A 12,582-nucleotide genomic window follows, 5' to 3' on the forward strand; every position below is an offset into this window, starting at 1 on the left:
TCAGATGTGATGGCTTTGCGGAGCGGCTTTCGGAGCGATATCAACGGGCTACGCGCTCTGGCTGTGCTGGCTGTAGTGCTATATCACTTCGGATTTAGTTGGGCCGCAGGTGGGTTCATCGGAGTCGACGTGTTCTTCGTTATCTCCGGGTTCCTGATGACAGGAATCATCGTGCGTGGCGTGAGTGAGTCGAACTTTTCAATACTTTCGTTCTATCTTGCTCGTGCCCGCCGCATCATCCCCGCTTTGCTCGTGGTGGCCATTGGTGTTCTAGTGCTGGGGTGGTTTCTACTCATGCCATCGGAGTACCAGACGCTCGGAAAACATGCACGAGACAGCGTCCTCTTTTCTTCCAATCTCCGGTATCTCGGAGAAGCCGGTTACTTCGACGCAGCTTCAGAGCAGAAGTGGCTGTTGCACACCTGGTCGCTATCGGTCGAATGGCAGTTTTATCTTCTTTACCCGCTCATTCTCCTGGCAGTCTCGCGCATGTTCGGCATCAGATGGTTGATGCTTGCTGTCTTGATGATTTTTTTCGGGTCGTTGTGCTGGTCTGCCTGGCTTAGCTTCAACGAACCGGAGAAGGCCTTTTTCACCCTTTCGAGCCGTGCATGGCAAATGGCTGCCGGGGGGCTGGTCTACGCTTGGAGCACGAGCGCGCGGGCTTCCACTTCACGGCCAGCGCTTTGCTGGCTGGGCCTATTTATGCTTGGCGCCTCCGTGCTGCAGTTCGACTCAAGCCTGTCATGGCCTTTGCCCTGGTCCCTGCTGCCGGTGGGAGCGGCGGTTCTAATTATTGCCGCCAATTCTCATTGTGGAGCACTTACCTTCTACCCAATGCAATGGATCGGCGACAGATCTTATTCGATATACCTTTGGCATTGGCCTGTAGTAGTGATCCTTGCCTATTTCGAGCGAAGTGACTCGGTTGGCTGGGTGCTGGCAGGCATCGCCTGTGCTTGTGTGATGGGCCATCTTTCGTTCCGTTTCATCGAGGAGCCGGGTAGGCATCATCTGGGGGTGTATGGACGGCCCAGGTCGATTGTTACGCTTGTAGCGCTTGTTATGGCGACCTCCGTCGCGGCACAGGTCATCCGTAAACACGACTTCCCTTATCGCCTTCCTGAGGCTGTCGCGCGGATGGAGCAGGAAAAAAGCAGTCATCCAGAACGTCTGACAGCCTGCACAGAAGGTGACGAAACATGTGTGTTCGGCTCCGGTCCGGTTCGGGCCGTTTTGATTGGTGATAGCCATGCCGGTGCTGTGGCAGACGTCGTTCAGGCGGCCGCTAGCGCCAACGGAGAGGGAAGCGTGCTATTCCGTGGTCATGCCGGCTGTTTGGTAGTGTTTGGTGCCCGCAAGGACGGCGATACGGGGAAGGCATGCCAGGCGGTGCAGGACTGGGTGGCCAAGGATTTGCCGGGCATTCACCCTCAAGTCCCAGCAATTCTCGTTTTACGTACCTCTGCTTACGTATTTGGCGACTCGCCAGGGGAGGCAGACCCACTGGGCGGACGACCCGAGTACTACTTCAGCCATCTCTACAATGAGCCTGCCGAGGCGTATCTGCAGGAGTTTCGCCAGCAATATTTGGAAACTGTTTGCAGCATTGCCAAAACCCGTCCGCTTTACGTTGTCAGGCCTGTTCCAGAAATGCCGGTCAACGTACCTAACGCTTTGGCCCGCGACATTCTCATCGGCCGTAAACGTGAAATAGGTATCGAGATGCAGCGATATGACGAACGCCACGGGTTCGTTCGGGGCGTCCAGGACGAGGCACGCGATGCCTGTAAAGTGCAGCTGCTCGACCCGGTCCCGTTGTTGTGTAAGGCTGGATATTGCCCCGGCGCGATTGACGATAAACCGCTCTACTATGATGACGACCACCTAAGCTTGCGCGGTAGCGAGCTGCTGGCGCCAATGTTCCGCTCAGTGTTTCAGGCTCCACGCGTTAGGAAAGACTGAAGTCCTTCATGCCAGCCCGCTGAGCATAGATCTCAAGAAGTTGGTCAAATGGAAACTCGATTTTCCGACGCTGCAGGTAGCTGCGCAAATGTATGAAATTGCGTTCCACGTGCCGCCTGTTCAGCGGCGCGCGCCGGAACTGCAGGTCCAGCACATCAATAAGTCCGAAACGCTCGCTCTCGACCTCGAGAATGTTGCCGAGATGCAGCGACCTGAAGTAGATACCTTTCCGATGCAAATCCAGGATGAAATCGGCCAAGGGCGCTAAGGTGGCCGCCAGAAAGCCCGGCTGCTGAATCAAAGCATCCAGTGAGCGGCCTGGCAGGGGTTCGTACAGGCAACCGCTCAATCCGACCGACCGGTTTAGCCAGAAAGTCTCAGTAACAACCGGGGCTGCCACACCAAGCTCAAGTAAGCGCGCGCAATTCCCTGCGAATACCTGAGCGGGTGGTGAATAACGAGCCAGCAATGGATGTTTGCGAGTGTGGAAAATCTTAAGCAGGTCTCCTTCGGCAAGCGCGATAACCTTGGGCCCGCGTGCGTCTCTTTCAATGACCTGCCCATGGGCCAGCCAGTATTCAAGTTCGTCCGCTGATACAATCCGCATCTTTTCCTCTAGCTGTTCATAGGGCTCGCCGAATGGCCAATTCTACCCAGCAATCTAGTTTTAAGGTTTATCTACGATTGCTGCGCTACGTGGCGCCATATTGGGGCCTCTTCGCCATTAGCCTTCTGGGCTTTTTGCTCTTCGCTTCTACCCAGCCGATGCTGGGCTACATGCTGAAGTTTTTTGTCGACGGATTGAATAACCCGGACGCTAGCCTTTTCGCCGAGGTTCCTCGGCTGCAGGACTACGCTTGGCTGGCCGAGCTGAAGCTGCTTCAGGCGGTGCCGATGCTGATCGTGCTGATCGCTTTGATACAAGGGGCTGGGTCGTTCCTCGGTAATTATTTTCTCGCAAAGGTCTCGCTGGGGCTGGTTCATGATCTGCGGGTGGCGTTGTTCAATAACCTGCTTACACTGCCCAATCGGTATTTCGACAGTAATAATTCAGGGCATCTCATTTCTCGAATCACCTACAACGTGACCATGGTCACCGGGGCCGCTACCGATGCCATTAAGGTAGTTGTTCGGGAAGGAATGACGGTAGTGTTTCTCTTCGCCACGCTGCTTTGGATGAACTGGAAGCTAACGTTGGTGATGGTAGCTATCCTGCCGGTGATTGGAGTTATGGTTGCCAGCGCCAGCAAGAAATTCCGCAAGCAGAGCAAGAAGATCCAGACGGCGATGGGCGATGTGACCCATGTTGCATCCGAAACCATTCAGGGTTATCGCGTGGTGCGCAGTTTTGGCGGCGAGAGCTATGAGCAAGGTAGGTTTCTTGGCGCCAGCCAGGAGAACACTGCCAAGCAGCTTCGCATGGTCAAGACGAATGCTATCTATACACCCAGCCTGCAATTGGTGATCTACAGCGCCATGGCTATGCTGATGTTCCTGGTGCTGTTGCTCCGGGGGGACGCTTCGGCTGGTGATCTCGTTGCCTATATCACGCTGGCGGGGCTACTTCCCAAACCAATTCGGCAGTTGTCAGAAGTCAGCTCCACAATTCAGAAAGGCGTAGCGGGGGCGGAAAGCATCTTCGAGCAGCTGGACGAAGCGCCCGAACGTGACGATGGCACTGCAAGCCGAGAGCGTATTAGCGGCCGGCTCGAAGTGCGCGGTCTGAGCTTTGTGTATCCGGGCTCAGAGAAGCCGGTGCTTTCGGATGTTTCGTTTAAGGTCGAGCCGGGTCAAATGGTTGCGCTGGTTGGCCGTTCAGGAAGCGGCAAATCGACCCTGGCCAACCTCATTCCACGCTTCTATCACCACGAGTACGGCCAGATTCTTTTGGATGGGCTAGAAATCGAGCAGTATCAATTGCGTAACTTGCGTCGCCACATTGCGCTCGTTACGCAGCATGTCACGCTCTTCAACGACACCGTCGCCAACAACATCGCATACGGCGACCTAGCCGGCGCGCCGCTCGACGACATCCAGCGTGCTGCTGCCGATGCCTATGCAAATGAGTTCATCGAGAAAATGCCGGAGGGGTACGACACGCTAGTTGGCGAGAATGGTGTACTGCTGTCAGGTGGACAACGTCAGCGACTAGCGATTGCTCGTGCTTTGCTCAAAGATGCGCCGGTGCTAATTCTCGATGAGGCGACCTCTGCGCTCGATACCGAATCGGAGCGCCACATTCAGGGCGCGCTTGATCATGTCGTGAAAGGCCGGACTACGCTGGTGATTGCTCATCGTTTGAGCACCATCGAAAAGGCAGATCTCATTTTAGTGATGGAAGATGGCCGTATCGTGGAGCGAGGCACCCACAGCGAGTTGCTTGAGGCCAATGGCGCATATGCTCGGTTGCATGCCACCGATTTTCAGGAAACAAGCGTTACACCCTAGTCAAACCAGTGATGGTGAGGTGCGGAACGTTCGCAGCCGCGTCTCCCAGCAAGTCGGCCGCTGCTATATCCTTTAAAATCTGACGCTGATTCTGACCCGGAGCCCCCATGAAACTCTCCATGCCCCGTTTCGACCAAGCCGCTGTTCTGGTGGTTGGCGATGTCATGCTCGATCGATACTGGCATGGCGGTACCTCACGGATATCGCCGGAGGCGCCGGTGCCGGTGGTTCGGGTTGATCAGGTCGAGGATCGGCCGGGTGGCGCGGCCAATGTGGCGCTCAACATTGCGGCGTTGGGAGCGCCGGCGTCGTTGGTGGGCGTAACCGGAGTGGACGAGGCGCGGCAGAGTCTGCATGACAGTCTGGCGGCAGCGGGCGTCCGGGCGCATTTTCAATCGATCGAAGATCAGCCCACCATCATCAAACTTCGTGTCATGAGCCGTCATCAGCAGTTGTTGCGGATGGACTTCGAGGAGCCCTTCGCCACGGATGCCGGCGCGCTACTGGCGGAGGTTGAGCGGCTGCTCGACGGCGTCAAAGTATTGATCCTGTCTGACTACGGCAAGGGTGCGCTGCGTAATCATCAGGCGCTGATCAAGGCAGCGCGAGCGCGTGGCATCCCGGTGCTCGCCGACCCGAAGGGCAAGGATTTCGAGATATACCGGGGGGCGTCGGTCATCACGCCCAACCTCGGCGAGTTCGAGGCGATCGTCGGGCCTTGTGCCGATGAGGCGGAGCTGGTCGCCAAGGGCGCGGAGCTCATGCATGCGCTCGAGCTGGGCGCTCTGCTGGTTACGCGCGGAGAGCACGGCATGACGCTGCTGCGCCCCGATCATTCACCATTGCACCTGCCGGCTCGCGCCCGGGAGGTGTTCGATGTTACCGGCGCGGGCGATACGGTGATTTCCACCTTGGCCGCGGCGCTGGCGGCGGGTGAGGAGTTGCCTCAGGCTGTGGCGCTCGCCAACCTGGCCGCGGGCATTGTGGTTGGCAAGCTGGGCACAGCATGCATCAGTACCCCCGAGCTGCGTCGCGCGGTGCAGCGCGAGGAAGGTTCCGAACGGGGTGTGATGACGCTGGAGCAATTGCTGACCGCTATCGAGGATGCACGCGCCGACGGCGAAAAAATCGTGTTCACCAATGGCTGCTTCGACATTTTGCATGCCGGTCACGTGACCTACCTGGAGCAAGCGCGTGCTCAGGGTGATCGCCTGGTCGTCGCGGTTAACGACGACGGATCGGTCAGCCGCCTGAAGGGGCCCGGGCGCCCGATCAATTCCGTGGATCGACGCATGGCAGTTCTGGCGGGGCTTGGCGCGGTGGACTGGGTGGTTTGCTTTGCCGAAGACACGCCCGAGAACCTGCTTGCTAAAGTGCGCCCTGACGTGTTGGTCAAGGGCGGCGATTACGGCATCGATCAGGTCGTTGGGGCCGATCTGGTCACGGCCTATGGCGGTGAGGTGCGGGTTTTGGGCCTGGTCGAGAACAGTTCCACCACGGCAATCGTCGAGAAGATCCGCACGCGCTGACACTGCTCGGCGCTCACCTTGGCGCGGCGAGCGAGTTGACCCAGTCGCGCCAGCTCGTGCGCTCGGCGCGCACCACCCAGTCATCCTGCCCGGCGAAGCTTTCCGATAGCCAGAGGCCTCGCGTTGCCGCCGGTACCGGCTGGCCCCGTAGCAAGGTAAAGAGCGCTGGCGTCGGCCGCCCATCCTGTAATGGCACCAAATAGAGATCGGGGCGACGGCGCTCTAGGCGCGCCACGAGCTTGCCATCTTCGAGGCGTTCATCGACGTGGAACAGGCTCAGCTCGCGGGTTTCCTTGGGCAGTTCGAGGCGCATGTCGTAAACCAGCTGAAGTGACGCGGTCGGCAGGTGCACGTAGGCGCGCGGGCGCTCCATCAATGTCATCTGGCCGCACTGAACCGGGCGTGCCGAGCCGGACAGTGACGCAAGGTTGAAGTGCACCGCCTCACGATAATGCAGCGCGCCGAGGTACGGGGCCGGCAGCCAGGTGTCGCCGAAGCGCCCGGCCAGCCAACCTTCTGGCGTTTCCAGCAGACATTCCTCCGCAACCTCCTGAATCGCAGTCAGTAGCGGCAGGGCCAGTTCGTGGGCTGGTACGTAGCCAGAAATCAGTTTAAGGACCACATCGCCGCGGTCCGCGCGCTGCTGGCGAACCAATACCCAGTATTCCTTGCCTTGCCAGACGAGCGTCAGGCGTACCGAGACGCCCAGGTTGGCCAGTTCGACGCTGAAACGTGCGGGGTCGTCGACGGCGACGGGGCGCCGCCGTTCCAGCATTTCCCCAAAGTTGAGCGGTCGGCCGAGGCTTTGGTAGCGCAACCCTTCCGGGCTGGCCTCGACGAGCAACGGGAGCGTCTTGAATGCGGTGGGGTTCTTGCGGATCAGTACGCGCGGCATTCGGCTCCTCCTGGCAGTGGCGGCTGTTCAGGCCGGGTGATCGGGTGGGAACAGGGCATCGGGGCCGCCGGCTGATAGCCGGTGGGGATGCCTGTCTTCCGCGTTGCTCACCTGGCTCGTTCGGCCGTGCTTATTGTTGTCTGGCTAGTACGGATGCAGCGGTTTGCACGTTATCGGACAAGTGTTTCGGGTTGATGGTGCCGACGATCGCCGCTGCGACACCGGGATGCGCGAATAACTGCTCGAAGCTCAGCCGCACCGGATCGTCGCCCGACGTCAGGCAGGCGTGGCCGCTGGCAAGGGCCTTTTTTACCAGGATGCCCTTGGCGTGTGCCTGCGCGTAGTCGATGACTGGGCGCTCGGCCTGCTCGTTGAGATTGTAGGTAACCATGGCGCAGTCGCCCTGCTCGAGCGCCAACAGCCCGCCCTCGACCGTCTTGCCGGATAGGCCATAAGCGAGAATCTTGCCTTCGCGCTTGAGGTCAGCGAGGGTCTCGTACACCCCGCTGTGGCGAAGGATGTCTACGTCGTTGCCGTTCGAATGCACCAGCACCAGCTCGATGCGGTCGGTACGTAATCGTGTCAGGCTGCGCTCGACGGACAGCCGTGTATGCGCCGGTGAGAAGTCGAATTGGGACTGGCCATCGATAAACTCCTCGCCGGCCTTGCTCACGATTACCCATTCCTCGCGTTGGCCGGCAAGCAGCGGGCCGAGCCGCTCCTCGCTGACACCATAGGCCGGCGCCGTGTCGATCAGGTTGATGCCAAGGTCACGCGCCAGCGCCAGCAACTGGCGCGCCTGGGCGTCGTCTGGAATGCGAAAGCCGCTGGGGTATTTCACGCCTTGATCGCGGCCGAGCTTGACGGTGCCCAGGCCCAGCGGAGAGACGTTCAGTCCGGTGCTGCCGAGCGGGCGATAGTACGGATGCAGGGTCGCAGTCATCAGAGGAGCCCGTCCCAGAACGGCTTGGTGATTTCAGGGCGCGGCAACGCGGGCAAGGCTGGATGGGGTTGCGGTTCGATACCGTCTCGCGCAAGCGCGGCCTCGACGCGATCGGCGAAATCCGGGGACAGTGCAAGCTTCGTCGGCCAGCCGACCAGCAACCGGCCCGACTCGGCGAGAAAAGCGTTGTCCGGCCGCGCGAGTGAGGACTGAGCCGGCTCGGCGCGGTCGATGCGCAAGGTGGCCCATTTCGCTGCCGACAGATCGATCCAGGGCAGCAGCTCAGCCAGTTCCTTTTGTGCTGCCGCAATCTGCGCGGCTTCGTCTCGGGCAACCCCTGCCGCTTCGGCCAGATCACCGCCCAGGTACCACACCCACTCACCATCCTCGGCCGGGTGGCTGGTCACGGTGATGCGCGGCTTGGTGCCGCCACCGAGGCAATGCGCATAGAGCGGCTTCAGCGCGGCCCCTTTGACAATGACCATGTGCAGCGGCCGCTTTTGCATCGCGGGCTGCTCGAGTTCTAGTGCGGCTAGCAACTCGGCGTTGCCTGCACCGGCGGTCAGCACGATGCGCTGTGCGCGAATAGCGCGACCATCGACCATCAACCCGGTCAGTTCGCCATGCTCCTTCAGCGGTTCAATGTGTTCGGCTTTGAGCAGACCGTCGCCGGCAAGCTGCGCCAGGCGCTGGATCAGGCTCGGAACATCCAACACCAGTTCGCTGAGCCGGTAAACCTTGCCCTTGAAGCGCGGGTGCTGCAGTGCGGCGGGCAGTTCATCGCCTTTGACCTGGCCGACCCGCGAGCGTACGGCCTTGCTGGCGAAGAAGCTGGTGAGATTGCCTGTCAGGGTACCGGGTGACCACAAATAATGAGCATCGGATAGCAGGCGAACGCCGCTCAGATCCAGCCCGCCCAGGCCTTCAAGCGCTTCGCGCCAGCGTCGCGGCATGTCGGAGATTGCCTCCGAGGCGCCAGTCAGCGCGCCGCTCAACGCGTACTTGGTGCCGCCGTGAATGATGCCCTGAGACTTGACGCTCTGCCCCCCGCCCAGCACACCCCGGTCCACCAGCAGCGTTGAATAGCCCAGCCGGCGCAAGCGAGCGTTCAGCCACAAGCCGGCAACGCCACCGCCGACGATCAGGATATCGGTGCTCAGGGACTCGGACATGGACGCGCCTCGTTCAATGATCGGGCGCGCAGTATAGCGCCTGCTTGCGTGAGGCATTCGAGCCGAGCCGAAGGCCATGCAGCGGAACGCTAGTGTCCGGTGCTGCTGGAGAATAACTGGATAACCACCACGCCGGCGACGATCAGCGCCATGCCGAGCACTGCCGGCAGGTCGAGTGTTTGCTTGTAGATGAAGGCGGCAGCCAGGCTCACCAGCACGATGCCCAGCCCGGCCCAGATCGCATAGGCGATCCCCACCGGAATGGTCTTGACCACCAGGCTGAGCATCCAGAACGACAGGCTGTAGCCGGCTATCACTAGGATCAGTGGCAGCGGGCGGCTGAACCCGGCCAGCGCCTTCATCGAGGTGGTTGCGATCACTTCGGCCGTGATGGCAATGGCGAGGTAGATGTAGCCAGTCATAACGTCTCCGGTTGGCTGCGGGCGCCGTTCATTCGGCTGTTGGCGGCGCGTGAAGTTCTCACCACCCGAGCGATAGGCGCGCTGCGCTCGTACGCGGTGGCCGGCGCCACGACGCCTTGCTAAGCTCCGCGGTCATGAATCGTACCTTCTATACGCTCCTGTTCCACCTTGCTCTGCCCGTCATCCTGGTTCGCCTGCTGTGGCGTGCTCGCCGGGCTCCGGCCTATTCGAAACGGATCGGCGAACGCCTCGCGCTGAATATGCCGGCCTACCAGCCGGGTGGCATCTGGGTTCATGCGGTGTCGGTTGGCGAGAGCATCGCCGCAGCGCCGATGATTCGCGCCCTGCAAGCGCGTCATCCGCATCTCCCTATCACAGTCACCTGCATGACGCCGACCGGTTCGGAGCGGATCCGTGCGCTCTTTGGCGACACGGTGCAGCATTGCTACCTGCCGTACGACCTGCCCTGGGCGGCGGCGCGCTTGCTAGATCGGTTAAAGCCGCGGCTCGCAGTCGTGATGGAAACCGAACTCTGGCCCAACCACCTTCATCAATGCGCACGTCGCGGCATTCCTGTGGTGCTGGCTAATGCCCGCCTGTCGGAGCGTTCGGCGCGCGGCTACGCGCGGCTTGGGCGGTTGACCGCGCCGATGCTGGACGAGCTGAGCCTGATTGCGGTACAGACCGAAGCCGAAGCCGCACGCTTTCGGAAGCTCGGTGCCCCCGACGCTGTGGTCGAGGTGACGGGATCGATCAAGTTCGACCTCAGCATTGACCCGGCGCTGCCCGTGCGCGCCGCGCAGCTTCGCCAGCAATGGGATGCCCAGGTGCGACCGGTTTGGATCGGTGCGAGCACGCACACTGGGGAAGATGAAATCCTACTCGCGGCTCATCGCCAGCTCCTGGCCGAGCATCCGCACGCTTTGCTGATCCTGGTGCCGCGCCATCCGGAGCGTTTCGCCTCGGTGTTCGAGCTTTGCCGCAAACAGGGTTTCAACACGGTTCGCCGCTCGCAGGGCGAGGCCCCTTACGGTGAGACGCAGGTGCTGCTGGGTGACACCATGGGCGAACTGTTGTTTCTCTTTGCCCTGGCGGATGTGGCGTTCGTCGGCGGTAGCCTGGTACCGACCGGTGGGCACAACCTGCTCGAGCCCGCCGCGCTGGGTAAGCCGGTGGTGACGGGCCCGCACCTGTTCAACTTCCTCGACATCGCCGCACAAATGCGTGAGGCCGGTGCGCTGGGCGAGGTCAACAGTGCGCACGAGCTGGCGGCGCTGGTCGACGCCTTCTGGAGGGACGAGGAGCGGACGGAGCAGGCGCGCGCAGCCGGCCTCAAGGTGTTGCGTAACAATCAGGGTGCACTGGATCGCTTGCTGGCGGGCCTGGACTCCCAGCTTGTGCCGGCAGCCAAGCTGGGCAAGGCGGGCAAGCCCGCTATCGTCGATTAGTCGATCCGTACCGGGCGGCCGACGTTTTCGGACAGGTCGGGCGGGAGAAAGTCGCTGTCCGGGTCGTAGTCCGGCTTCAGGTACTGTTGCAAGTCCTCGAGGTCGCCCGGGTTGAGTGTGCCAGCTGCCTGTTTCAAGCGCAGGCTGTCGAGGATGTAGTCGTAGCGGGCATTGTTGTAGTCGCGAACCGCCGCGAACAACCGGCGCTGGGTGTCGAGCACGTCGACGATGTTTCGCGTGCCGACCTGATAGCCGATGTCGGTGGCTTCCAGCGCGCTCTGGTTGGAGATGATCGACTGCCGGCGCGCCTGCACCTGCTCCACATCCGTGTTCACCGCGCGATGCAGGTTGCGCGTCGATTCGACCACCTGGCGGCGTAGGCTCTCGCGCTGTTGCTCGGTTTGCGAGAGCTGATGATAGGCCTCACGGCTCTGGGAACTGGTCAGCCCACCGCTATAAAGCGGAATGTTCAAGCGCAGGCCGATGCTGCGCTGCTCGACGTCACCGGTATAACGTGGGCTGCCGGTATTGGTGAATCCCAGGGTGTCGTTGTCGCCGCGGCTGTACTGCGCGACGGCATCGACCGTCGGCGCGTGGCCGGCGCGGCGCTGACGCAAGGTCTCCTCGGCCGCGACGACGGCCTGGTTGACCGCTTGCAGATCGAGGTTCTGCCGTGCGGCCGTGTCGACCCATGCGCTGGCGTCGTTGGGTACGGGCGGCATCACTGGCAGGCTGTGCTCAATGCCTTCAAGTGCCAGGTATTGGCGATTGGTCAGCGTGGTCAGCGCTTGAAACGCATCGTCCACCTGGCGTTGTGCAAGCAGGCGATTCGCGCGGGCGGTGTCGAAACCAGCCTGTGCCTCAAGCACATCGGTACGGTCGGAAAGCCCCACGTCGAAGCGTTCGTCTGCCTGGTCGAGTTGGCGTTGAAAGGCTGATTCCTCAGCCTTCGCTGCGGCCAAAGTGTCCTGCGCGCGCAGCACGGCGAAGTAGGCCTGCGCGGTCAAACGGATCAAGTCCTGTTCGGCGATGGAATACTCGATGGCGGCCTGCTCGCTGACTGCCTCGGCGGCTTGGAGTTGAAACCAGCGGTCAGCGCGAAAGATCGGTTGGCTTAGCGTAGCCTGGTAGACCGTGCCGCTGCGCTCGAGCGAGCGCGCCCCGGCACTCGTATCGACGTCGGTGCGGGTGCTGCTGGTTTCGGCATTGGCACTGAGGTTCGGCAGCAGCCCGGCGCGTGCCTGGGGCACGATTTCCTGTGCGGCGTTGAATTGTGCACGCGCCGCGGCCAGGTCGGCGTTGTTCTCCACGGCTTGGCGATAGACGCTGAGCAGGTCGGTTCGGGCGGAAACAGGCGGTGCGTTCTGGGCCAGCGCCAGCCCTGACGAGGCGGCGGTCACGGCGAGTGCCAGCGTGAGTCTACGCAGCATGTGCGTCTTTCCCTGAAGCGAAGTGATGGGCAAGGCTATGCGCGGTCTGGTGGCCGGTCAAGCAGCCTGACGGCACATGTTCGGCAAGGGGGCGACAGGGGTTGCCGCATTGAAAATATGACCCGGCGGTCGTGCGGTGTGGCCGCCAACGTGGCTTTCCCCGTCGCTCTTGATTAGACTCGGGCCCGTTCTTGTCGGGGTGCCTTGAAGCGAAGGCTGAGATCGGAAAGTTCCGGATCCCGTTGAACCTGATCAGGTTAAGGCCTGCGTAGGGAACAAGATGTCCTCGTCCGTGATCCGGCGAGTCTCTCACCGCCATGGCGGTGCCCC

At 61.3% G+C, this 12,582-nt stretch carries 10 protein-coding genes and 1 riboswitch; of the genes, 4 read left to right on the forward strand and 6 right to left on the reverse strand.

Annotated features, from left to right (window positions below; translation table 11 throughout):
* Window positions 1-9: 9 nt before the first annotated feature.
* Window positions 10-1,965 (forward strand): acyltransferase family protein, encoded by a 1,956-nt coding sequence (locus M1D78_RS02315; protein WP_437422171.1) that lies wholly within the window; start codon window positions 10-12, stop codon window positions 1,963-1,965.
* Here M1D78_RS02315 and M1D78_RS02320 read toward each other — a convergent pair.
* Complete coding sequence (locus tag M1D78_RS02320) at window positions 1,952-2,572, reverse strand: BUD32 family EKC/KEOPS complex subunit (RefSeq protein ID WP_437422170.1); 621 nt, start codon at window positions 2,570-2,572, stop codon at window positions 1,952-1,954. The genes M1D78_RS02315 and M1D78_RS02320 overlap by 14 nt on opposite strands.
* Before the next feature lie 32 nt (window positions 2,573-2,604).
* Here M1D78_RS02320 and msbA point away from each other — a divergent pair, with 32 nt between their 5' ends.
* Entirely contained in the window at window positions 2,605-4,413 is a 1,809-nt protein-coding gene (msbA, locus tag M1D78_RS02325; RefSeq protein ID WP_437422169.1) for a lipid A export permease/ATP-binding protein MsbA, read from the forward strand.
* 107 nt (window positions 4,414-4,520) lie between these two features.
* On the forward strand, window positions 4,521-5,942 hold the full coding sequence (gene hldE / locus M1D78_RS02330; RefSeq protein WP_437422168.1) for a bifunctional D-glycero-beta-D-manno-heptose-7-phosphate kinase/D-glycero-beta-D-manno-heptose 1-phosphate adenylyltransferase HldE: 1,422 nt from the start codon (window positions 4,521-4,523) through the stop codon (window positions 5,940-5,942).
* Between the two features lie 13 nt (window positions 5,943-5,955).
* Here hldE and M1D78_RS02335 read toward each other — a convergent pair whose 3' ends face one another.
* From M1D78_RS02335 to M1D78_RS02350, 4 genes are all read right to left on the reverse strand, one after another.
* Complete coding sequence (locus M1D78_RS02335; protein WP_437422167.1) at window positions 5,956-6,837, reverse strand: metal ABC transporter ATPase; 882 nt, start codon at window positions 6,835-6,837, stop codon at window positions 5,956-5,958.
* A 130-nt stretch (window positions 6,838-6,967) separates the two neighbouring features.
* Window positions 6,968-7,783: an aldo/keto reductase gene (locus tag M1D78_RS02340; protein WP_457933569.1), complete on the reverse strand. Its 816-nt coding sequence runs from the start codon at window positions 7,781-7,783 to the stop codon at window positions 6,968-6,970.
* Window positions 7,780-8,952 (reverse strand): FAD-dependent oxidoreductase, encoded by a 1,173-nt coding sequence (locus M1D78_RS02345; RefSeq protein WP_437422165.1) that lies wholly within the window; start codon window positions 8,950-8,952, stop codon window positions 7,780-7,782. Before M1D78_RS02345 ends, M1D78_RS02340 begins: the two co-directional genes overlap by 4 nt.
* A gap of 89 nt (window positions 8,953-9,041) precedes the next feature.
* The gene (locus M1D78_RS02350; RefSeq protein WP_437422164.1) at window positions 9,042-9,374 is read right to left on the reverse strand and encodes a DMT family transporter; all 333 of its coding nucleotides are present in this window, start codon (window positions 9,372-9,374) and stop codon (window positions 9,042-9,044) included.
* A 134-nt stretch (window positions 9,375-9,508) separates the two neighbouring features.
* On the opposite strand from M1D78_RS02350, the gene waaA reads away from it, so the two are divergent.
* Window positions 9,509-10,822: a lipid IV(A) 3-deoxy-D-manno-octulosonic acid transferase gene (gene waaA, locus M1D78_RS02355; RefSeq protein ID WP_437422163.1), complete on the forward strand. Its 1,314-nt coding sequence runs from the start codon at window positions 9,509-9,511 to the stop codon at window positions 10,820-10,822.
* Here the strand turns inward: waaA and M1D78_RS02360 are convergent.
* Window positions 10,819-12,252, reverse strand: coding sequence for a TolC family outer membrane protein (locus M1D78_RS02360; protein WP_437422162.1), 1,434 nt, complete (start codon window positions 12,250-12,252; stop codon window positions 10,819-10,821). The two genes, waaA and M1D78_RS02360, sit on opposite strands and share 4 nt — an antisense overlap.
* 185 nt (window positions 12,253-12,437) lie before the next feature.
* A riboswitch (TPP riboswitch) is annotated at window positions 12,438-12,544 on the forward strand.
* Window positions 12,545-12,582 lie beyond the last annotated feature (38 nt).

The sequence above is a fragment of the Pseudomonas sp. SA195 genome, from assembly GCF_054131565.1.